This window comes from Collinsella sp. LCP21S3_A3 (assembly GCF_052118905.1).
GTDB lineage: Bacteria > Actinomycetota > Coriobacteriia > Coriobacteriales > Coriobacteriaceae > Collinsella.
Genome location: NZ_JBQKGH010000001.1, coordinates 63,374 through 84,971, shown reverse-complemented (window position 1 = coordinate 84,971; position 21,598 = coordinate 63,374). Strand labels below are relative to the sequence as shown.

Sequence of the window (21,598 nt, the reverse complement as noted above, 5' to 3'; positions counted from 1 at the left end):
TTGTTTTTTGCGTTCTAGCATACACTACCTGCCTGACTGATAAATCAGCCGTTTATCGGACAATATCGACCGTTCACCCGTAAATCCTTGTTGCTCTTCCAAAAATGTCTTACGTTGTCATTAACGAAATGACAACGTTGTCATTTCACAATGCCTTCCTTAAGCAGGAAGGTTTCCGGGCAGTCCTGACCATCCATCGACGACCAGTTCCATCCACATGCATCGCGCATCAAGTAACAAAGGAGCTTTATGGACGCCATCGTAAAGATGCTCGAAAAGCATCAGCCGTTCTTTGAGAAGATCTCGAGAAACATCTACCTCCAGGCCATCAAGGACGGATTCCTTGGGTGCATGCCCATTGTCCTCACCTCTTCGATCTTCCTGTTGATTGCCACCCTTCCCGGCGTAGTTGGCATCACGCTGCCCCAGCCGCTCATCGACTGGTGCAATAAGCTGTACAACTTCACCATGGGCGTCATGGGCATCATGGTCGCCGGCACCACCGCCAAGAACTTTACGGCTTCCATGAACCGTCGCATGCCCGCCGGCAAGGTGCTCAACGACGGTTCCACCATGGTTGCCGCCCAGTGCAGCATGCTTTTGCTCGCCGTTACGCAGTTCACCACCAAGCTCGACGGCTCCGAGCTTTCGGTCTTCGATTGCACCAGCATGGGCACGCGCGGTCTGTTCTCGGCCTATATCGCCGCGTTCATTACCGTGTGGGTCTATAAATTCTGCGTCTCGCGCGATTTGACCATTAAGCTGCCCAAGGAAGTCCCGGGCGCCATCGCTCAGAACTTCCGCGACATCATCCCCTTTGGCGGCGCCGTCATCATCTGCGGCATCATCGATGTCGTCGTGCGCAACCTCATGGGCGTTCCGTTCTCCGAGCTGCTTATCAAACTGCTCTCCCCGCTCTTTACCGCTGCAGAAACCTATCCTGGCCTTATCCTTATCCAGGCAGCCACCGCGTTCTTCTGGTTCATCGGTGTCCATGGTCCTTCGATTGTCCAGCCGGGCATCGACCCCATCCGTCTTGCCAACCAGGCCGAGAACCTGCAGGTTCTGCTGGCCGGTGGTCACCCCGCCCATTCCCTCACCTTCAACATGTCGCTCGTGGGTGAGTTCGGCGGCACCGGCGCCACGTTCATCGTGCCGCTTCTGCTGATTCTCTTCATGAAGTCCAAGCAGCTCAAAGCCGTCGGTAAGGCTTCGATTGTTCCTGTTGCCTTCGCCGTCAACGAACCGCTGCTCTTTGGCGCGCCGATGATCCTTAACCCCTACATGCTCATCCCCTTTGTTGCCGCCGGCTGCGTCAACGTGAGTGTTGCCAAGTTCTTTATCGATAACGTGGGCATGAACGGCTTCTCCTTCGTGGTGCCTTGGGCTACCCCCGCCCCCATCGGCATCTTCATCACCACGAACTTCCAGCTTATCGCCCTGGTATTTGTCGCGATCATCATCTTGCTGGACGCCATCATCTACCTGCCGTTCTTGAAGGCATACGATAAGCTGCTCTGCGACCAGGAGGCCGAACGCGCCGCCGAGCTGGGTCTCGAGTCCGATGGCGCTGCCACCATCGCCGCCAGCACCTCTGCGCCCGCTGTCGAGCAGACCACCGCTTCCGTCGAGCCGACCGCCGCTGCCGCCGACAGCAAGCCTGTCGCCGATCAGCCCGAGCCCGCCTCCGACGCATCCGCTAAGAAGGATGTCGATGGCCTGAAGGTCCTCGTCCTGTGCGCCGGCGCTGGCACCTCTGCCATGCTTGCCAACGCCATCAAGGAAGGTGCCGCGCAGACCGGAGAGAACATCGCTTCCTCCGCGGGCGCCTATGGTCAGCACACTGCCATCATGGATCAGTACGACGTTATCGTGCTTGCCCCGCAGGTTCGTAGCTACTACAACGACATGAAGGCCGACACCGATCGCCTGGGCATTAAGCTTCTCGCCCCGCGCGGTAAGGAATATATCGACCTTACTCGCGACCCCGCTGGCGCCATCAAGTGGCTCCGCGAGAACCTCGACTAGTTCCTCCCTCTGTTGGTGCCCGGATCCCCAGTTCGGGCACCTCTCCCTATTCGTATCCCGCAGAAAGGATGCCTCATGACCAACCCCATGCAGTTCCCCGACGGCTTTGTGTTTGGCGGCGCCACCGCCGCTTACCAGGTTGAGGGCGAGACCCGCACGCACGGCAAGGGCAAAGTGCCCTGGGACGATTTCCTAGCTGCCCAGGGTCGCTTCTCCCCCGATCCTGCAAGCGACTTCTACAACAAATATCCGGTCGATATCGACCTGTGCCAGCGCTTCGGCATCAACGGTATCCGCGTCTCCATCGCTTGGAGCCGCATCTTCCCCAACGGCACTGGCGAGATCAACCCCGAGGGTGTCGCCTTCTACCACGAGCTCTTTGCCACCTGCAATAAAGCCGGCGTTATCCCCTATGTCACGCTCGATCACTTTGATACGCCCGAGGCCTTTTACCAGAACGGCGGCGAAGGCTTCCTGACGCGCACGACGATCGACGCCTTTGTCGAGTACGCCAAGTTCTGCTTTGCCGAGTTCACCGAGGTCAAGCACTGGTTTACCTTTAACGAGATTCCCGCGACCGCCGAGGGCAGCTTTATCGTCGGCAACTGGCCGCACGGCGAGAAGTATCGCCTAGACAAGGCCTTCCAGCTTATGCACAACATGATGGTGGCCCACGCCAAGGCTGTCGTCGCCTTCCATGAGGGCGGCTTTGAGGGCGAGATCGGCATTGTCCAGAACCTAGAGCCCAAGTATCCCCTCGACCCCAACAACGCCGCCGACTGCGAGGCAGCTCGCATGGCCGACGTCATCAACAACCGCTGGGTACTCGACGCCACCTTCCGCGGCCACTATGCAGCCGACACCATGGAAGCCGCAACCAAGCTGGCCCATATCGCCGGCGGCGAGCTCGACGTCCGCGACGAGGACATCGCCGCGCTGACCGCCGCGCTCCCCTACAACGATTGCCTGGGCGTCAACACCTACAAGTGCCAGTTCCTGCGTGCTGCCGAGGGCGAAAACGACATCAACCACAATGGCACCGGCGACAAGGGCTCCTCGCGCTGGTTCCTCAAGGGCGTGGGCGAGTCGTGCGTGCGCGAAGGCGTACCCACCACCGATTGGGACTGGATTATCTATCCCGAGGGCCTGTACGACCTGCTGCTGCGCATTAAGAACGATTACCCCAACTACAAGAAGATCTACATCACCGAGAACGGCATGGGCTATAAGGACGACTTCGAGGATGGCTTTATCGACGACGCCCCTCGTATCGACTACATGCGCCAGCATCTCGCGTGGATCCTCAAGGCGATCGACGGCGGCGTGAACGTCGACGGCTACTTTGTGTGGTCGCTGCAGGACCAGTTCTCCTGGACCAACGGCTACAACAAGCGCTACGGCCTGTTCTACATCGACTTTGAGACCCAGAAGCGCTATCCCAAGGCGAGCGCGTACTGGTACAAGAACGTCGCGGAGACCGGCCTGCTCATGGCCTAACTTTTGCCGCATACCCCCTGTCGGCCGCATACGAATCCCTCCACGGGTTCGTATGCGGCCTCTTTTGTTTTGGCTCGGCCCGAGCAGGTCGTTTATCTCGATTTGTAACATCTAGCCGAATATTTCGGCCCTAGCTGTTACAGATCAAGACAAACAGAACGCCCGAGCAGAAATATCTCAATCTGTAACATCTAACTCGCTTTTAACCGTCTAACTGTTACAGATCAAGACAAAGGTGATGGCTGGATAGACAAAATCTCGATCTGTAACACCTAGTCGAGTTTTTAGGTCCTAGCTGTTACAGATTGAGACAAACGGGATAGGCCGGGCCAAAAATCTCAATCTGTAACATCTGGTTGGTGACTTCACCCCTACCTGTTACAGGTTGAGACAATTTGATGGCGAAGTCCCCATTTGCGCGTCATATCGCGTAGCGCTGACGCGCCGATTCCCCACAATGACAGGGGGGCAAAAGTCCTCACACAGTGCTTGCTAGCAATCCTGCAGCGCTAGCTAGCAAATGACCTGCGTATGCTCCTCGATGGCGGCGCGATCCTCGACCGAGATACCCGGCTCGCACACCACGGCATCCAGGCTGTCCAGACGGCAGAAGGTGTAGAAGTCGCGCTTGCCGATCTTGCTGGAGTCGGCGATCAGATAGCGCGAGTCTGCCTTGCTAAAGGCGAGCTGCTGGATGCGGCCCTCTTCCATGTTAGACGTAGACACGTCGCCGTCCAAAATGCCGTTTGCGCCGATAAAGGCTGCATCGATCCCCAGTGCGCGCAAGGTATCCTCGGCCGTTGGTCCCACAAAAGCGGCGGTGCGGCGACGATACATGCCGCCCACGAGGCACAGGTCGCAGTCTTCGCGCGCCTCGAGCAGGTTAAACACCGAAAGCGAGTTGGTCACAATGCGCAGGCGGCACGCCGGCAGCATCGATGCCATCTGCTCAACCGTGGTGCCCGTACCCAAAAAGATGGTCGAACCTTCCTCGATAAGCTCCACGGCGCGGCGCGCAATCTGCAGCTTTTCCTCGGCATGCTTGGTGCGCTTTTCGCTGTGCGAGTACTCGTGGCGCAACATAGCGTGGGGACGACCCTGCGCACTGCGGGCGCCGCCGTGCACGCGCTCGATCTCGCCCAGGCTCGCAAGCTCCTCAAGATCACGGCGGATCGTCATATCCGAGACGCCCAGCACGTCCGAGATCTCCTTGACCGAGACCGTGCCCTGCTCCTCGAGCAGCTGACGAACCTTATCCTGTCGCTCCGCTTTAATCACGATGAATCCTCGCCGTTCTTTGCGCGCATATCATTCAAACAGTAACGAACAAATTGTATCAGACTCGTGCGCGTCAAAAATGAACGCCCGCACAGCTCCAATCATCACTTTTTTGAGAAAAATACCCCCTGCTTTAGTGGGATGTAGTGATAATCTCACCTGTTCGCGCTACAGTTTGTCGGAAATATCTCGATGTTAGGAACCAAATGATCACTTCTGAGCTTTTCGGCACCGCGCCGTGCGGTACCCCCGTTCATCGTTACACCCTCAACGGGCCCGAGATCTGCGTTCGCATTATGGACTATGGCGCCACCGTGCTGGGTATCGATGTGCCCGACATTCCCGGCAACGTGCACGATGTGGTGCTGGGCTTCGATAAGCTCGAGGGTTACTTTGACAACCCCGCCTGCTTTGGCGCGACCATTGGCCCCGTGGCAAACCGCACTGCGGGTGCAACGATCACCATCGACGGTACGGACTGGCATATGCCCGCCAACGAGGGCGCCAACAACCTGCACAGCGATCTTGAGCACGGCCTGCACAAGCGCGTGTGGGATGTTGAGCTCGACGAGGCCCACAACGCCGTGCGCATGACCACCTCACTTGAGGATGGCGAGTTGGGCCTGCCCGGCAACCGCACCTTTACGGCCGTGTTTACCGTGACGCACACCGGCCGCTTCCGTATCGAATATGGCTGCGAGAGCGACCGCGCCACGTACGTGTCCATGACCAACCACACGTACTTTAACCTTGCCGGCCATAACGCCGGCATGGACTGCGAGCACTTCTTTGTTGCTAACGCTGCCCACTACCTGCCCATCGACGACCAGAACATTCCTACTGGCGAGATTGCTCCGGTCGAGGGAACACCGTTTGATTTTCGCGAGTTACGCCCCGTCGCGCCTGGCATGGAGGCCGACCATCCGCAGATTAAGCAGGCACGCGGCTACGATCACTGCCTGTGCATTGGCGGCTATCAGTACGGCCGTAATCTGCGCCGCGCCCTGCACGTCGAGGAGATGTGGACCGGCCGTGAGCTGGACTACTACACCACCGCCCCGGGCGTGCAGCTCTACACCGGCAACTGGCTAGGCGACGAGCACGCCAAGGACGACGCCAACTACGGCTGGGGCGCCGGCTTTGCCCTCGAGGCCGAGATGTACCCCGACACGCCGCACCGCCCGCTGTTCCCCCAGGGCATTGTGGGCCCGGGTCACCCCTACAGCAATGTGATCGAATACCACTTTATGAGGCACTAAGCTCATAACGCAACATATCGCACAGCAGCGCCCGCCGGCACACCGCCGACGGGCGTTTTTCTACCTAGTTGTAGGCAACCAGGCACATCCCGGCTTGAATGATTAGTGCATTTAACGTGAGAAAAGCTGTCAGAGCACTTGCGCGGATTTGCGATGTCCCGTATCATAGACAGCCGTTGACGCCTCAGCTGCGTCATCACATGGTCGCCAGCGTAGCTCAGTTGGTAGAGCACCGCTCTCGTAAAGCGGGGGTCACCGGTTCGAGCCCGGTCGCTGGCTCCATTGCATTAGTGCAGCTCAGAAGCATAGTTGCTTCTGAGCTTTTTTGTTTTCGTGTCTCTTTCCTCCTTCTCCGAGGAGTGAAAAAGGGGTGAAAATCTTTTTTAACCGTTTTCCATAAATAGCTAGCATCATCCAACGTTCACATTAGATCGAACAACAATCCTGTTGCACATAGCCAAATTCCGCTGAGTATCAGAGAAGAACGTCCGGATTATATGCATCCAGCTTCGCTTCTCCAGTCGCCAGTGACTCCTCCAGCCGGTCAGCATATTCAACAATAGAGCCGTAGAACATGGGAGTAAATCCGAACTTTTCGATAAAGAGGGGTTCCGCTACGCCAACCCTCCTCTTGGCAACCGCGGTCTCATCTTTTTCATAGTACCCAGTGCCAGGAATCCGCTCGCTTGCCTGCGGCAAGCACTTAAGCTGCCTACGCAAGCGTGCCGATCCCTTTGAAAGACCCGTATAGGTGATAACACCAGAGATTACGCCACCGACACCCACAACAACCTTGCCAGCGGCATCCCCCACCGTCTGCTTTGTTATCTTGATACCCATGAAGCTCAAGAGCTTCTTGAGGATCGGATACCAACTGGTCTTGGTTAGAGACTGGCGAGCGACCTTTTTCGCGACCGCCTCTTGGGCGTTTTGGCGATTACGGTTAGCATCGAATTCGCGCTGCCTACACCCATCATCACACCGAGCAACACTGCCATTTCGTAGAGAGTCTCGTCATCAACGTCGTCACATTCTTCAAAAAAGGTCTGCCAGCCATACAGGTATGCCAGTTTCTGCATAATCCTGAATGCGTGCACGTAGTATTGCGTAATATCAGCAGGAATGGTGCCCGCCATCGCAACACCTCCGGGAAGACCTGCTGCAAAGGAAAGGGCAGTTGACTTCTTTGTCTCAAAATCAATTACTTCTCTAGCAATTCTATCGATCAGGCCCACGTCGATTCCGGCAGTGACGGGAGTCGTTTCCACGGCAAACTCGACGACATCTTTATGGATACCCTTCCTCCTCAGCTCCGAGCGGAGGAAATGGGGCCGATCAATTCTCACTCCCTTTAACCGCGCAACTTTCTTCATAAAGTCAATCAAAAATCTCTGGGCCTCTGCCAGCTGCTCATCGCTCTTGTCTTTTAGCTCTGCAAAAGCCGAATCAACGGGAACGGCGACCTCAAGACCCTCGCCCTCGTTTTTCTTTCCAAGCAGCCTGACGTCCATACAGCCTTCCAATCGATCGTCTGCCGGCATATTAACGGCTTCTTGCCGATTGAGTTCCCACAACGTCGTAACAGCTCAATCTTAGATCAACGACTAAACCGTACCTGCTCCCGTCCTAAATTTGGGCTCTTTGATTAGGGGGGGTCCCTTAACCCAAATCAAAGGTCTGGACAGCTTTTTAAACGTACGAGTAATGATTAAAGAGTACTCAGATCGATAATCTGCGGATTAGTCAGCCCATAGATGGCTTCATTATTATCGGAAGAAGCAATTTGGCCGCCAGCCTCACATTCAACTGGCGTTGTTTCGTCGATCAGCTCGTAACCAAGCCAACCCTCAAGAACTGTGCCAGGTTGTATCTGACGCGACTCAGGAAGATCAAGGCCTTCCACCAACATACTCGGATTAAGCCCCTTTCCGTCCTGAAAAGCCAATATCTCATTACCGGAAAACATAACAGTCTGAAGGTCTTCCGACACATTTTTTGCAGTCACATTCAAAATCAACAGTGGCTTACCGTCACTATAGCTTTCTACTCCGCGCTGCGCCCCCGTGATGGTGTACTCAATACCCGATACGGGGATATCGCCGTCCCCGCCGCTGCCATCCTTCTCTTTTCCGGCAGCGTCTGCCTGAGCAGCAGCATAGCCCGCAGCGTAGCCATCATCATAGCTCCCCTTCCCGGAGCATGCGGTGAGGCAAGCGGAAGCAGCTGTGAGCCCCAACGCCAAGAAAGCGCGCCTAGGAATTAAAGCGGTTGTGCTGAGTCCCATAAAGAGCTCCCATCCATTAGCTATTTCTCGTATCCACAGCTATTTTAATTATTCTTCAATCCATTTAGCGTCAATTGCGTCTCAATAACTGCGTCGTTCAGCCTAATTTGACCGCTCCAATGAACCCTGCTCAAATAACAAAAAGCCCCGCCAACCGCAATCCCCAAAGGAACCGCAATCAGCGGGGCCCAAGCGCGCTCCTCAATGGAATCACGCCATCAGACGAACAGCTCAGTCGGGCAGTTCGCTACTCCTCCCAGTAAGCGTCTGCAAGCAGCTTAAAGCAGATCTTCTTGACCGGCTGCGCGCCATCGCCCGGGAACTCGAGCGTGGGCATGTGAGGCTCGCCGGCAACAAACAGCGCAAACTTGTCGTCGGCAAGATCGCCGGCGATCGAGGCGTCGGAATCGACCAGATCGTAGTCGTCCTTCTCGTCAAACTCCTGGACCAGCGTCAGGCTGCCCGTGGCGACCTTAAAGGCCTCGCGACCCTCGACGTCGATCTGCAGGTCGTGATAGCGCTGATGCGTCTCATAGTGAGCCTCGGCCTCGGGACGCGTCGTGGGAGCCATGACGTTCGCAAAGACCTTGTCGCCCAAAATCGGATGGCTGCCGACCTCGAGCTCCGCCGGGTCGTTCTCCTCGAGCCAGTCGATCAGCACGTCGAGGCCCTTGAGCATTCCGCGGTACTCCTCGATATCGCCCAATGCACCGTAAATCATCTAAATCCCCTCTCGGATCGTTTCTTTGGCGGTTACTCGGCAAACGCGTTGCCAAAGCTGTTGCCACCCACATACGTCTCGACCAGGGTAAGGTCGGGATTGAACACGACAGTATCGGCGTCGCGCCCCGGCATAATGCTACCGCACTTGTCGTTGGCTCTAACCACAAGCAAACAACCGATGCCAGAGCCGACGCCCAAGCTCTTACAGCTCGGTCACGACAACGCCGTTGTAGACCTCGTCCCAACGATCCATGACCAGATGACCGGTCATGGGATCCATGGCATTGAGCTTGCCGCAGGTGTTGGCGGTACGCAGCACCGTCTCGTCGTCCGCGCCGGCAGCGATGGCATGCGCGAAACCGGCGATAGTGGAGTCGCCGGAACCCGTAGCGTTAACGGCAGAAATATCGGGGGTCTTGGCACGGAACGCACGGCCGTTGTGGAAGCCCACGGAGCCGGCAGCGCCCATGGACACGACGACCCAGGGGATATCGGAGAAGCGGGCGTCAGAGGCGAGCGCAGCACGGAGCTCGTCCACATCGTCGGTGGTAAAGCTCGTGCCCAACAAGCCGTTGATCTCGGTTAGGTTAGGCTTGACCAGCTCGGGCTTGACCTCGGACTTGAGGGCAGCCTCAAGCGAAGCGCCCGAGGTATCGAGCAGCACCTTGGCGCCGGCGTTCTCGGCAATGCCCGTAATCTTGGCATAGTAGTCCGCCTCGACGCCGCGGGGCAGCGAACCCGAAATAGTGACGACGTCGGCCTTGCTCGCAAGCTCGGTAAACTTGGCGGTAAAGGCATCCAGCTCCTCGGGGGCAATCGTCGGGCCGCTCTCGAGCAGCTCGGTCTGGTTGCCGGCGTGGAGGATGTTGAGGCAAATGCGAGTCTCTCCCTTGATGGGCACAAAGTCGTTGTTAATACCGTTGGCATCCATGAGCTCTACCATATAGGCGCCCATATGGCCACCGAGCAGACCGGTTGCCACAACGTCGTCGCCCAGCTGGCCCAGCACACGGGCCACGTTGAGACCCTTGCCGCCGGCGGTCTTTTCGGGCGTCACACGGTTGACGTCGTCGATAATGAGTTCATCGAGCTGATAGCGCGTATCGACAGACGGGTTCATCGTAACGGTGAGGATCATTTTAGCTCCTTATCTCGCGGGCTCCTTGGGCCTCGCGATACGAGTCGACAAAACGGAATTACAGAATCTCAATCGTGAACGAGCGAACGACGGTCTCCTTGGGCTTGGCGACAAGGCAGCCGCGCTTATGCTCAAGTACGTCGTCCTCATCGGAGCAGGTCGAGAGGCCGCCCCAGGGCTCAACTGCCACAAAATCGCCCTCGGGCTTACTCCACACGATGAGGTACGGGAAACCCTCAAAACTCAAGCGAACGCCCTTGTCCTCGCCCTTCTTGGAAAGCGTGACCTGACGACTCTCGAGCACGTCAAAGATGGTCTCCGCAAAATCGAAGAGCTCATGCGACAGGGGCAGCGTCTTTCCCACCATGGGGTTCTTGGAGCGGTTGGTAACGTCAATCAAGCCAGTCGAGGGTACGGCGGTGCAAAGCTCCGCAGCCTCGTCTTTCTCGAAGCGCAACTCGTAGTCCGTATAGGCCTCGCCCTCGTCGAGCGGGCACCTAAAGCCGGGGTGTCCACCGATAAAGAACGGCATGTCCTCGGTGCCCTCGTTGGTCACCTCATAGGAAACGCGCACGGCAGCGTCCTCGAGCGTATAACGAGCGACAAGCTTAAACGGGTAGGGATAATCTCTCAGCAGCGCGGCGTTATCCTCCGAAGCCAGGCACATAGCCAGCTCGTTTGCGCTTTGGCTCAGCAGCTTCCACTCCTGCTTGCGCGCAAAGCCGTGGCGGGCGAGCTTCACATGATGCCCGGCAAACGTCATGGCGCTGCCATCGCGCAGGCCTCCGCAAATCGGGAAGCAAATCGGTGCCTGGCCAGACCACACGGCGGGATCGCCCTGCCACAGATACTCGCGACCTCCAGCCTCAATCGAGGTAAACGAACCACCAGCCGTGGACACCTTAACAGAAATCGAATCGTTGGAGAGAGCGTATTCCATTGCCCATCCTTTCGAACAACTGCTTTTGCTCGCAAGTATCCGTCTCGGCCCTGACCAAAGGACAAACCCGCACGCTCAACGATGTGTCCGGTATCCCAGCCATGCAACGGGGTACCATACAGACATTGATGCAATTACAGCTGGAAGGCCTTCTTATGCGAACCATCATCCTCTACGCCTCGCGCCATCACGGCAATACGAAAAAGCTCGTGGACGCCATCGTCGAGGCACACCCCGAGATCGATACCCTCGATGTCAAGGCGCTCGGCAAAAACGAGTATCCCAATCTGCACGAATATCATCTGATCGGTGTCGCCACGGGCATCTATTACTCCGAGATCGACAAGGACATGGCACGCGTGCTCACCAACGTGCTGCAGCCGCAGGACAAGGTGTTTGGCCTTATGACCTACGGCGGCAAAAACAAGTGGTATGGCAAGGATATCGACGGCATCTGCCGCATGAGGCAGGCCATCTTTATGGGTGTCTACGGCTGCCCCGGCTTTGACACGTGGGGGCCGTTCAAACTCACCGGCGGTGTCCAAAAGGGACACCCGACCGCTGAGGAAATTAAGGGCGCCGTCGACTTCTTCGACAAGATCGAAGACGAGTATGGCGACATCATCGTCGAAGAGTACGCCAAGCGCGAGAAGCGCCTAGCATACGAGAAGGAGCATCCTGCAGGAGGCCTGGTGGCCGGCGTTAAGCGCACGGTAAAGAAGATCGCTAACAAGCTGTAACTGTGAAGGTACTTTTGAGCGTTTAACCCATGCGGCGGGTCCGAGCAGATTCGGACCCGCCGTCTTTTTCTATCGTTACTCGGTAAAGGCGTTACCGACGCTCTGACCGCCAACATACGTCTCGACGAGGGTGAGCTCATGGTCGAACACGACAAAGTCGGCGTCGCGACCCGGCATGATGCTGCCGCACTTATCCTCGATGTGCACGGAGCGTGCCGGTACCTCGGTTGCCATGCGAATGGCGATATCGGCACTGGCGATGCCCCAGTCGACGATGTTCTTGACGCCCTGGGCAAGCGTGAGCACCGAGCCGGCAATGCTCTTGCCGTCGGCGAGCCAGCACAGGTTGTCCTTCATGATGACGTCCATGCCGCCACTGGTGTAGCTGCCCTCGGGCATGCCGCCGCAACCCAGGCAGTCGGTGATGAGCACCGTATGCTGCCAGCCCTTTGCCTGCAGCAGCGCCTTGATAGCGCCAGGGTTTACGTGCTTGCCGTCACAGATGATCTCGGCGTAGGTCTCGGGCGTGGACATGGCAGCACCCACAACACCGGGCTCACGGTGATGCAGTCCGCGCTGGCCGTTATAGGTATGCGTAAAGCAGCTGGCACCGGCGTTGATGGCGGCGATGCACTCATCGTAGGTGGCGTCGGAGTGACCGATGCTGGTCACCACACCCTTGGCGTTCAGAGCAGCCGCATAAGCAGCGGCACCGTCGTGCTCGGCCGCCATGGCGCTCTTAACGATGCGACCACCCGCAGCCTCCTGCCACTGATCGAAGACCTCCTCGGAGGGATCGATAAGATAAGCGGGGTTCTGCGCGCCCACGTGCTTCATGGTAAAGAAAGGACCCTCCAGGTAGATGCCCTGAATGCGAGCACCGCAGAAGTCGGGGCCACGGCCCTCGTCCGCCTGAGCGATGGCGGCGCAGGCGTCCTTGATCTGCTCGACGCCATCGGTGAACGTCGTGGGCAGCCAGCTGGTGGTACCGCGACGGGCGAGCTCGGTCGAGCTGATATCGATGCCCTCGGGATCGTTATCGGTAGTCGAATGGTTATAGAAGCCATGGATGTGGGTGTCGACCATGCCCGGCGCGATCCACGATCCCGTGTAGTCCTTGATCTCGCAGGAGGGCTCGTCGGCCTGCCAAGCGCCAAAGACGCCGTCCTCGACCATAAGATAGCCGCCCAGTTGCGGGCCTGCCGGCAAGAAGAACTTGTCAGCCTTAATTGCGTACGTGCTCATATGTACTCCTCACTTCTAAAGCAGTTGACTGTGGTGATGTTTATACCCAGCTCACGTAAAACAAAAAGCGCCCGCCCGCCGTTACGAGCGGACGGGCGCCCTTACAGGGGGACGCGATTAAGCGGTGAAGGGGTGAATCGTCACGCCCTTGACCACGCGGTTGACCGTGCCGGTGGGGCTCGGCGTGTCGGGCGTGTTGCCCACGCGCACGGAGTTAAGCAGGCTGATAGCCTGGGCAAACATCACGAACGGCAGAGCAAGGTAGCCCTCGGGAAGTGCCTCGTAGCCCTTAAAGGTGAAGGACTCACCCTCGTAGACAGTAGCGCCATCCTGCTGAACGGCAACGGTGTGCTGAGCAATATCGTCGCCACCGATCTCATTGAGGATGTCGATGTCGTACTGACGGGTGTAGGCGTCGTTGTTGACGAACACGAACACGAGGGTCTTGTCGTCGACGAAGGACTTGGGTCCGTGACGATAGCCCATGGAAGTGTCGTAAGAAGTGGCGACCAGGCCGTGAGCGAGCTCGAGGATCTTGAGCTGGCTCTCCTGGGCAAGGCCACCGAAGGAGCCAGAACCCAAGTAGGTCACGCGGTTGAAGTCTCCAGCGAGGTAATCGGCGATCTCGGGCTCACGGGAGATGACCTCCTCGCCCATCTTGGCGATGGTCTCGACCCACTCGGCCTTCTGCTCGTCAGAGGCAGTGTCGAAAATAAGGGTGGCGAGCAGGGTCATGCAGGAATAAGAACCGGTCATGGCGAAGCCCTTGTCGTTGGCGCGCGGAATGAGCAGCGTCAGCGCGTTGGGATCATCGGCAGACTCGACGGCGAGCTTGCCCTCGGGAGCGCAGGTGATGTTGAGGAATTTGACGTTGTGGACAAGCTCCTTGGCAACGGCAACGGCGGCAAGGCTCTCGGGGCTGTTGCCAGAGCGGGCAAAGGAAACCACGAGCGTGGGATCCTCGGCACGCAGGAAGTCGCGCGGGGCGCTCACGATGTCGGTCGTGGCAATGGGCTTAAAGTCGTAGAGATCAGTGTTGCCAGCGTGACGCAGGTACGGGGCGCAGGTATCGCCAACGTAGTCAGACGTACCGGCACCGGTGAAGACAACGGACAGACGGCCCTCGCCCATAGCGCGAGCCTCGGCCAGAAAGGCCTCGATGGCCTCCTTGTTCTCACGATAGATGTTGAGCGTATCACGCCAAAGCTCGGGCTGCTGAGCAATCTCGGCCGTGGTGATCTGGGCGCCGAGCTCGGTGAGCTCCTCGACACTCTTCTCGAACATTTCTAATACCTCTCTCTAGAAGTAATCCTCTGACGTGCAATTATACACTTCGGTTGGTTATCTGGTAGTAACCAGTTAAATGCAAGGAATCACCATATGGAAACGATGCGAACACTAGTTGCCACGCTGGTGGTAAACCTTGTATTTAAACTGATCGGCACGAGCAACCGAGAGCGTATACTCCACAACCTCGTTTGACTCGTTATACGTAGTCCTGACCAAATCGAGCACAGGCGACCCCTCGACAATTGCCAAAAGGTGGGCATCGGTGGGACGGGCTATGCTCGCATAGAACTCCTCTTCGGCCACGCGAATCTTTTGCTGAAAGTCCTGCTCAATCACATCGTAAAGCGGCTTACTCTCCAGCAGTGGTCGCTTTAGGGACAGAAATTGACGAACCGGCAGATAGCTGCGTTCGACCATCATGGGCATGTTGTCGGCAGAACGAAGGCGCTTGAGCTTAAAAATGCGATCACCGATATGCAATCCCATATGCTCGGCTAGATTCTTATCGGCCTCCATCTCGCAAAACTCGAGAATCGTGGTCTCGGGGTCGCGACCCATCGCGCGCATCTGTTCGGTAAAGCTGTAGGACTGCATAAGATTGGTTGCCTTTGCCGAACGGTCGGTCACAAAGGTACCGCGACCGTGCTGCCGAACCACCAGTCCTAAACGCTCCAGTTCCTGCAGAGCCAGGCGTACCGTGGTGCGCGAGAGACCATAGCGCTCCGAAAGTTCGCGCTCGGAAGGAATCATGTCACCGGCGCGATATTCATGGTCAATCTTTTCGGTCAGAATATCGACCAGCTGATCGTACAGCGGTTGCTTACGCGCCCCGATCGCCATCCTATCCTCCCATTTTCTCAAACTCGGCTACTACCTTGGGTGGTTAACATTATCTGTCTGCCACATCCGAATCATCAAGAAAACAAAAGCCGCGCGCTCTTTCGAGCACGCGGCTTTTAACATACACATGGCTTAAGGGGTCGGGGTGTGAGCCGCGTAGGGACACACCCCTCAAGCTAGAGCCTTACCAGATGCTCGGCCAGAGACCAAGCGGGCCAGCGCCCAGGATGCCCAGGACGAAGAGCAGCAGAATGCCCTTGGTCGGGGTCCAGCTGTGCTTAGCGAACATGTAGTAAAGCAGCAGCGTAAGCATAAGCGGGACGAGCTTCGGGACGATGGTGTTGAGGGTGTCGGCAACAGAGAAGTTGACCGGATCCTCGGTAACGGTGCCGTAGGTCACGGACTCCATGCCGTTGCCCAGATCGGTGACGCCGCACTCGACAGCGTTGCCGTCGGCATCGGAAGCGGTGAGGGCGTTGCCGTCCTTATCGGTCATGGCGATGGTACCGGCCTCAGCGGTCTCGGTATCGATGCCCTCCATACCGGTGAAGTTCTCGGCCTCCTTCTCGGAGACGATCACGGTAGTAGCGGAGAGGCCACGGGTGGTGCCGTTGGGAATCTGGAGGTTGATCTGGGTGCCACCCATGGTGACGACCAGGCAACCGACGACGAAGACGCCCATGATGGAAGCGGCGCGCGTGAAGGCCTGCATGTTGGCGGTCAGAGCGTCAATAGCGCTGGTGCCAAGCTTGTAGGACCAGTTCATGAGCCAGAAGCGCAGTGCGAACTGGACGGCGTTGAAGATCACCAGGAAGATGATCGGCGCAGCGGCGTTGCCGTTGATGGCCATGTTGGAGGTGATGCCAGCCGTGATAGGCACGAGCGTCAGCCAGAACAGGGCGTCACCGATACCACCGAGCGGGCCCATTGCGGCGACGCGGACGGCGCGAATCGTGGGGATGTCAACCTTGTTCTGCTCGAGCGAAAGCACGATGCCCATAACAAAGGTGACGAGGAACGGGTGAGTGTTGAAGAACTCCAGGTTGTGGCTCATGGAAGCCGCGAGGTCGTTCTTGTTGGTGTGGATCTTCTCCAGACCGGGGATGATGGAGTAGAGCCAGCCAGCGGCCTGCATACGCTCGTAGTTGAACGAGGCCTGCAGGAAGCAGGAGCGCCAAGCCATCTTGTTGAGGGTCTTCTGGTCGAGCTGCGGAGCAGGAGTGAGATCCTCGTAGTGCTCCGGGATCACATACTCATTAGATGCCATCTTCGAAGTCACCTCCGTCAGAAACAGCTGCACCCTTCAGCTCGGTCTGCTGCTGGAAGTCCCAGAAAGCGATGCCGAAGCCGATGAGAGCGAGGATGAGCAGGGCAGGAGTTGCCAGAGAATCGTTGGCAACGGTGATGATCGCGAGGCCAAAGCCCATGAGGAAGAAGCCCCACATATCGCGGTTCATCATAACCTTGAGCAGGACGGCGAAGCCGACGAAGCGCATCATGCCGCCTGCAGCGGAGAGACCGGTCTGCAGCCAAGCCGGGATGGCGGAAGCGATGGTCTGACCGATGGTAGCGCCAGCGATGAAGAACAGGGTGACGACGATAGCGAAGATCAGGCCGAGCAGAGCCATGGCGAAGTAGTTCAGACGCTCGATACCCTTGGTGTCAGCGTTGTGAGCCATGTTGTCCGCGGAGGACATGAGCGGCGACATGAGCGTGAAGACCAAGGTAACGCCGAGCTGACCAAGCAGAGCGAACGGAATGGCAAGGCCGACTGCCGCGTTGGGCTCGAGGCCCGTGGCGATTGCGAGAATGGCTGCCATGATGCCGCCGATGACGGCGTTAGGCGGCTGAGCGCCTCCGATCGGCATGTTGCCGATCGTCATGAGCTGATAGGTACCACCCACGAGAAGACCGGTGTTGAGGTCGCCAAGGATAAGACCGATGACGGCGCCGGTGACGATGGGCTGATAGAGAGACTCGAGGAAGTTGAACTGGTCGATTGCCGCGACGAACGTGACGATGAAGACCAGAGCGACCTGGATGATCGAGTATTCCATCTTGCTCCTCCTTTCAAAATGCATGTACGCACTTTTGATATCACGTACAGAACGTCAGGGTTTCACTCCTGACAATGTGGATCACGAGGATTACGAGAAGAGCTTGCTCGTGTCCTCAACAGGCGTGCTCGGAACGCGCCTGATCTCCAGCTCCACCCCCAATTCCTGCAGCTCTTTAAACGCAGCGACATCCTCGTCGTTAACTGCGACGGAGGTGGCGACTTGGCGCTTTCCTTCCGACATGTGCATGTTGCCGATGTTTACCTTCTTTATAGGCACACCGCCCTTGACGAGCGTAAGCACGTCTTCCGGTGTTTCGGCCACGATGAAGATCTTCTGGCGCGGGCTCGCCTTGCCGATGACGTCGATGGTCTTCTGCAGGGAGAAGAAACGCGTAGCGACGCCGGCGGGAGCGGCCATCTTCATGAGGTTCTGGCGCATGGTATTGGTTGACACGTCGTCGTTGGCGACGAGGATGAGGTTGGAGCCCAGAGTGGAGTTCCACTGGGTGGCAACCTGACCATGAATCAGTCGGTTATCGATGCGGGTAAGAAGAATGTTGGGTTCTGCCATGTTGATCAGCTTCCTTTCGCTATTTGCTGACGACAGTTACTTGATCTCCTGAATCGCGTAACGCGAAACATCTACGACGGCTCCGGATCGGACTTTGATCTGGACCTTCTCGCCTTCGATGCCCTTGACGGTTCCGTAGATACCGCCGGCGAAAAGAACCTCCTGACCCGGCTTGAGCTCGGTGTGCAGCTCCTTGAAGTACTTCTGCTTCTTCTTCATGTTGATTTGCGACCAGATGGTGTAAATCAAGCCCATGATGACAAGCAGGCCTAAAAGAGCGACCGAGGAGCTCAGGACGTTGGCTCCGAAATCGGCCATTAGATGCCGTCCTCGTCGCCGAAGATATCCTCTTCGTCGGAGCCGGCAACGGATGCGACCGTCTGGGCGGTGATGCCCGTCTGGCCAACGGTCACTGCCTGCTCGCCAAGCTCGGCGAGCGTGGCATTGCCGCGGAGGAACAGAAGCTCAATAACCATGGGGAGGTTGGTGCCAGTCAGAACCTCGACGTTGTCGACATCCTGGGCAATCATCATCGACTGGTTAAACGGGGTGCCGCCAAGCAGGTCGGTAAAGACGAGCACGCCATCGCACTCCTCGCGCATGGCGGTAATAGCGGCGCGGAGATCCTCACCGTAGGAAGCAGCCTGGTCGCCCTCAAAAGGAACGACGGTAAAAGCAGGCTGGTCGCCGGCAACCATAGCGATAGCGCTTGCAAGGCCGGGTGCGAACTGTCCATGACCGGTAAGAATAAAGCCAACCATTCAAATTTCCCTTCCGAAGGTGTGTACGATCTGAGTCCGATGATTTTCGGAAGCCAGCGGGCGCTTGCCCTTAAAGCTTCTTGGTAAGCGTTCCTTGAAGACCAGTGGTCTATCAACTGGTAGTAACCACGTGACGTGTTGTTGTCACTATATCACCCCAGAAGAGGTCTCTTTCGTTGATTCATACAGTAAAACGTTTTTGCACCGCTCACGGTGATATTTCGACCGTTTACCGGTCGTTAACACTTCTACCTGCGGTTTTGAAACCGTTTCGAAATGCTTCGGCAAAAGATCGGATCTTTTTCCGTGTCTAAACAACGCAGGGCGGCTAAAAATGGCGTGTAGAAAAATTGCAGGTCATTGTGAAGATATGTGAATTGGTCTTTTTAACTTAATACCAGTCTGAACCAGTTTTGAGATTATCGGCGAACGGTCGTTTTCGACCGTTCGCCGGTTACTTGCAATCGTTTGCAGTTGTTTTCCCAGATGAATTAGGGAGACCCGATGAAGCACGTGCGCGATCATTCAATCTGCCCTTTCCGTCTCAATAGATAGCCCTCCAACGCAAAAAGCCCCCTAGAACGATTTCCGTTCTAGGGGGCTTCATCAGATATTTCGGCTTCGTACTCGAAGGCTCAGGTAATCTTTACGCAAACAGGCCGTAGATGCTGATATTGGCCTTGGCATAGAGGCCGTTGGCGTACTCGGTCCACTTGGAGCTGGCGCTCGAAGCCTGCGAAGAGTACTGCTGGTAGGCGGTGTAATAGGCGGTCATGGCCTGCTTATAGGTAGCGCTATCGGCCGTAAAGGCATCGTCGGCAAAAGCCTTAGCGTAGGTGCTGTCCTTGTCCTTCCAGGTACCCTTCTTGCTATCCCACTCGTCACCGGCAAGGTTGATGATGTAGTCGGCGTAGTCCTTGCTCGCGGTGTCCTCGTTGCCGTCAGAAGGCTCGGTCGGAGCGATCGGCATACTTGCGGAGCTATCGCCCACCTTCTTCTTGTAGAGCTTCTGCAACGTCGCGGACTGACGGACGATCTGCTTGGCCTGGTCCTTGGACACGCCATACTGCGTGGCCATGGTCTTGTAGTCCGAAGTGCCGATGGAATCCTCGGCGTACTTCTTCATCTCCTTAGAAGAGACGGTGATGCCCTCGTCCTCGGCGGCGTCGAGCAGAATCTGGTTGCGCACGTAGGACAGGATGACATCGGCAGAGGGAGCGGTGTAGTTGCCATCGCTATCCTTGACGGTATCAAGGCTGTACTGGCTCTCGATGGCCTCGCGCGCGGTGATGTCGCTCTTCTTGCCGTTGTAGCTGTAGCTTGCCACGGTCGAATCGAGCTGGTCCTCGGTGAGGGTCGCCGAGCCGACGCCCTTGCCGCCAAAACCACCGTTGCCGATAAAGAAGCCGACCACAGCAGCGATCACGATGGCGACCACAAAGGCGGCAATCATCGTCTTCTTGTGCTTGGATGCGCTGTCGTCCACGTCGGAGTCATCGTCCTCGTCCTGCTCCTCAGGCATGAGGTTCTCGTCGGCGGCATCCGCGGCAATCTGAGCCTCCAGGCGGGCGTCCTCCTCCTCGGCGGTCGTGCCGGCAGCAATGTGCTCGGCAGACGTACCTGCGACCAGATCGATCTTCTCGTCCTCGTCACCGTCGGGGCCTTCGCCGCGCTCGATGATCTGGATGCCGTCGATCTCGTCCTTTTCGTCCTTCTTTTGAATCAGACCCATATCAGTTACTCCTTGTTAAGAAACATAGTCCTCAATAGAATACGCCCGACAGAGCGCCGGGCGTATTCATTCTCAGGTTATCCGCAAACGTATAAGTACCGCTTAGGCGTTTGAAGCCGTATCCCCTTAGGCAAGATGCGCGATAACGGCATCGGCAAAGGCCTGCGTGCCCACGGCGCCCTCAATGGAGCCGGTCTGGGCACGACGCACGTCACCGGTAACCTGCTCGCCCTCGTCGAGCGTGGCAGATACGGCGGCGCGAATACGATTGGCAGCATCGTTCTCGCCCAGATGATCGAGCATCATAGCCGCAGACAGAATCTCGGCCGTGGGGTTAGCGATATCCTGACCAGCGATATCGGGCGCGGAGCCATGCGTGGCCTCAAAGATGGCACAGTCGGCTCCGATATTGGAGCCGGGGGCCATGCCAAGGCCGCCTACAAGACCGGCGCACAAGTCGCTGACGATATCGCCATACAAATTGGGCAGGACCAGAACATCGAAGTCGTTGGGGTTCTGAACCAGACCCATGCAGGTGGCGTCGACGATCTTGTCGTTGAACTCGATATCGGGATAGTTGGCAGCCACCTCGCGAGCCACGCGCAGGAACAGGCCGTCAGTCGCCTTCATGATGTTGGCCTTATGCACGGCCGTCACCTTTTTGCGGCCGCAGCGGCGAGCATACTCAAAGGCGTACTCCACAATACGGCGGCTCTTGGCGATGGAGATGGGCTTGATCGAGATGGAGGAATCCGCGGCGAAGGTTTTCTGACCCGAGCGCTCGACAAGCTGTGAAAGCTCCTCGACCTCGGCAGCGCCCTCGTCGAACTCAATACCAGCGTAGAGGTCCTCGGTGTTCTCGCGCACGATAACCAGGTCGACATCGCGGAAGCGCGAGCCATCGCCCGGTTGCGACAGGCAGGGGCGCACGCAGGCGTACAGATCGAAGTACTTACGCAGGGCAACGTTGACGCTGCGGAACCCCGTACCGACCGGCGTGGTGATGGGGCCCTTGATGGCAACTTTGGTCTGGGCGACGGCATCGAGCACATGCTGGGGCAGTGGCGTGCCAAACTCGTCCATGACGCCGGCACCGGCCTCCTGGACGTTCCAATTGATCTGGACACCGGCGGCCTCGACCACGCGGCACATGGCCTGCGTAATCTCGGGACCGATACCGTCACCGGGAATCAGGACTACATCGTGCGCCATA

21 protein-coding genes and 1 tRNA gene are annotated in these 21,598 nt (G+C 57.4%); 5 read left to right on the top strand and 17 right to left on the bottom strand.

Features of this window, described 5'->3' with window-relative positions; genetic code table 11:
• The first annotated feature begins 249 nt into the window (after window positions 1-249).
• Window positions 250-2,028, top strand: a complete 1,779-nt coding sequence (locus tag ACTQ0H_RS00440; RefSeq protein ID WP_441062998.1) for a PTS lactose transporter subunit IIBC — start codon at window positions 250-252, stop codon at window positions 2,026-2,028.
• Window positions 2,029-2,103: 75 nt separating this feature from the next.
• Window positions 2,104-3,525, top strand: a complete 1,422-nt coding sequence (gene lacG, locus ACTQ0H_RS00435; RefSeq protein ID WP_260699522.1) for a 6-phospho-beta-galactosidase — start codon at window positions 2,104-2,106, stop codon at window positions 3,523-3,525.
• Window positions 3,526-4,038: 513 nt separating this feature from the next.
• On the opposite strand, the gene ACTQ0H_RS00430 is transcribed toward lacG, so the two are convergent.
• Window positions 4,039-4,803, bottom strand: coding sequence for a DeoR/GlpR family DNA-binding transcription regulator (locus ACTQ0H_RS00430; RefSeq protein WP_441547676.1), 765 nt, complete (start codon window positions 4,801-4,803; stop codon window positions 4,039-4,041).
• Window positions 4,804-5,009: 206 nt separating this feature from the next.
• On the opposite strand from ACTQ0H_RS00430, the gene ACTQ0H_RS00425 reads away from it, so the two are divergent.
• Together ACTQ0H_RS00425 and ACTQ0H_RS00420 are read left to right on the top strand one after the other, a co-directional pair.
• Window positions 5,010-6,062 carry an aldose epimerase family protein gene (locus ACTQ0H_RS00425; RefSeq protein ID WP_441083277.1) on the top strand — a complete coding sequence of 351 codons (1,053 nt, stop codon included), beginning with the start codon at window positions 5,010-5,012 and terminating at the stop codon, window positions 6,060-6,062.
• A 206-nt stretch (window positions 6,063-6,268) separates the two neighbouring features.
• Window positions 6,269-6,344: transfer RNA gene (locus ACTQ0H_RS00420), tRNA-Thr, on the top strand.
• A gap of 192 nt (window positions 6,345-6,536) precedes the next feature.
• Here the strand turns inward: ACTQ0H_RS00420 and ACTQ0H_RS00415 are convergent.
• The 6 genes from ACTQ0H_RS00415 to ACTQ0H_RS00390 all read right to left on the bottom strand — a co-directional run bounded on the left by ACTQ0H_RS00415 (window position 6,537) and on the right by ACTQ0H_RS00390 (window position 11,147).
• Entirely contained in the window at window positions 6,537-6,902 is a 366-nt protein-coding gene (locus ACTQ0H_RS00415) for a hypothetical protein (protein WP_441083278.1), read from the bottom strand.
• Between the two features lie 44 nt (window positions 6,903-6,946).
• Window positions 6,947-7,573, bottom strand: a complete 627-nt coding sequence (locus tag ACTQ0H_RS00410) for a hypothetical protein (RefSeq protein WP_441547675.1) — start codon at window positions 7,571-7,573, stop codon at window positions 6,947-6,949.
• A gap of 197 nt (window positions 7,574-7,770) precedes the next feature.
• Window positions 7,771-8,346 carry a DUF5067 domain-containing protein gene (locus ACTQ0H_RS00405; protein ID WP_441083280.1) on the bottom strand — a complete coding sequence of 192 codons (576 nt, stop codon included), beginning with the start codon at window positions 8,344-8,346 and terminating at the stop codon, window positions 7,771-7,773.
• Between the two features lie 247 nt (window positions 8,347-8,593).
• Window positions 8,594-9,067 carry a YhcH/YjgK/YiaL family protein gene (locus tag ACTQ0H_RS00400; protein WP_117778978.1) on the bottom strand — a complete coding sequence of 158 codons (474 nt, stop codon included), beginning with the start codon at window positions 9,065-9,067 and terminating at the stop codon, window positions 8,594-8,596.
• Window positions 9,068-9,271: 204 nt separating this feature from the next.
• Window positions 9,272-10,207, bottom strand: a complete 936-nt coding sequence (locus ACTQ0H_RS00395; protein WP_441547674.1) for a hexose kinase — start codon at window positions 10,205-10,207, stop codon at window positions 9,272-9,274.
• A 58-nt stretch (window positions 10,208-10,265) separates the two neighbouring features.
• Window positions 10,266-11,147 carry an aldose 1-epimerase family protein gene (locus tag ACTQ0H_RS00390; protein WP_441547673.1) on the bottom strand — a complete coding sequence of 294 codons (882 nt, stop codon included), beginning with the start codon at window positions 11,145-11,147 and terminating at the stop codon, window positions 10,266-10,268.
• A gap of 155 nt (window positions 11,148-11,302) precedes the next feature.
• Here ACTQ0H_RS00390 and ACTQ0H_RS00385 point away from each other — a divergent pair, with 155 nt between their 5' ends.
• Window positions 11,303-11,887, top strand: a complete 585-nt coding sequence (locus ACTQ0H_RS00385; protein ID WP_229770598.1) for a flavodoxin domain-containing protein — start codon at window positions 11,303-11,305, stop codon at window positions 11,885-11,887.
• A gap of 75 nt (window positions 11,888-11,962) precedes the next feature.
• Here the strand turns inward: ACTQ0H_RS00385 and nagA are convergent, their stop codons facing one another.
• From nagA to ACTQ0H_RS00335, 10 genes are all read right to left on the bottom strand, one after another.
• A complete protein-coding gene (nagA, locus tag ACTQ0H_RS00380) occupies window positions 11,963-13,132 on the bottom strand; it encodes an N-acetylglucosamine-6-phosphate deacetylase (protein ID WP_154514990.1) in 1,170 nt (389 codons plus the stop codon).
• A 117-nt stretch (window positions 13,133-13,249) separates the two neighbouring features.
• On the bottom strand, window positions 13,250-14,416 hold the full coding sequence (agaS, locus tag ACTQ0H_RS00375; RefSeq protein ID WP_441048695.1) for an SIS domain-containing protein: 1,167 nt from the start codon (window positions 14,414-14,416) through the stop codon (window positions 13,250-13,252).
• Between the two features lie 114 nt (window positions 14,417-14,530).
• Window positions 14,531-15,262 (bottom strand): GntR family transcriptional regulator, encoded by a 732-nt coding sequence (locus tag ACTQ0H_RS00370; RefSeq protein ID WP_441547672.1) that lies wholly within the window; start codon window positions 15,260-15,262, stop codon window positions 14,531-14,533.
• Window positions 15,263-15,446: 184 nt separating this feature from the next.
• Window positions 15,447-16,529 (bottom strand): PTS system mannose/fructose/sorbose family transporter subunit IID, encoded by a 1,083-nt coding sequence (locus tag ACTQ0H_RS00365; protein ID WP_138374505.1) that lies wholly within the window; start codon window positions 16,527-16,529, stop codon window positions 15,447-15,449.
• Complete coding sequence (locus tag ACTQ0H_RS00360; protein WP_154514996.1) at window positions 16,519-17,319, bottom strand: PTS mannose/fructose/sorbose/N-acetylgalactosamine transporter subunit IIC; 801 nt, start codon at window positions 17,317-17,319, stop codon at window positions 16,519-16,521. Before ACTQ0H_RS00360 ends, ACTQ0H_RS00365 begins: the two co-directional genes overlap by 11 nt.
• A gap of 90 nt (window positions 17,320-17,409) precedes the next feature.
• The gene (gene agaV, locus ACTQ0H_RS00355) at window positions 17,410-17,892 is read right to left on the bottom strand and encodes a PTS N-acetylgalactosamine transporter subunit IIB (protein WP_154514998.1); all 483 of its coding nucleotides are present in this window, start codon (window positions 17,890-17,892) and stop codon (window positions 17,410-17,412) included.
• A gap of 36 nt (window positions 17,893-17,928) precedes the next feature.
• On the bottom strand, window positions 17,929-18,210 hold the full coding sequence (gene yajC, locus ACTQ0H_RS00350) for a preprotein translocase subunit YajC (RefSeq protein WP_022094612.1): 282 nt from the start codon (window positions 18,208-18,210) through the stop codon (window positions 17,929-17,931).
• Complete coding sequence (locus tag ACTQ0H_RS00345) at window positions 18,210-18,653, bottom strand: PTS fructose transporter subunit IIA (RefSeq protein WP_117743271.1); 444 nt, start codon at window positions 18,651-18,653, stop codon at window positions 18,210-18,212. Before ACTQ0H_RS00345 ends, yajC begins: the two co-directional genes overlap by 1 nt.
• 646 nt (window positions 18,654-19,299) lie before the next feature.
• Window positions 19,300-20,385, bottom strand: coding sequence for a hypothetical protein (locus ACTQ0H_RS00340; RefSeq protein WP_441547671.1), 1,086 nt, complete (start codon window positions 20,383-20,385; stop codon window positions 19,300-19,302).
• A gap of 126 nt (window positions 20,386-20,511) precedes the next feature.
• Window positions 20,512-21,597, bottom strand: a complete 1,086-nt coding sequence (locus tag ACTQ0H_RS00335) for an isocitrate/isopropylmalate dehydrogenase family protein (RefSeq protein ID WP_441547670.1) — start codon at window positions 21,595-21,597, stop codon at window positions 20,512-20,514.
• Window position 21,598 lies beyond the last annotated feature (1 nt).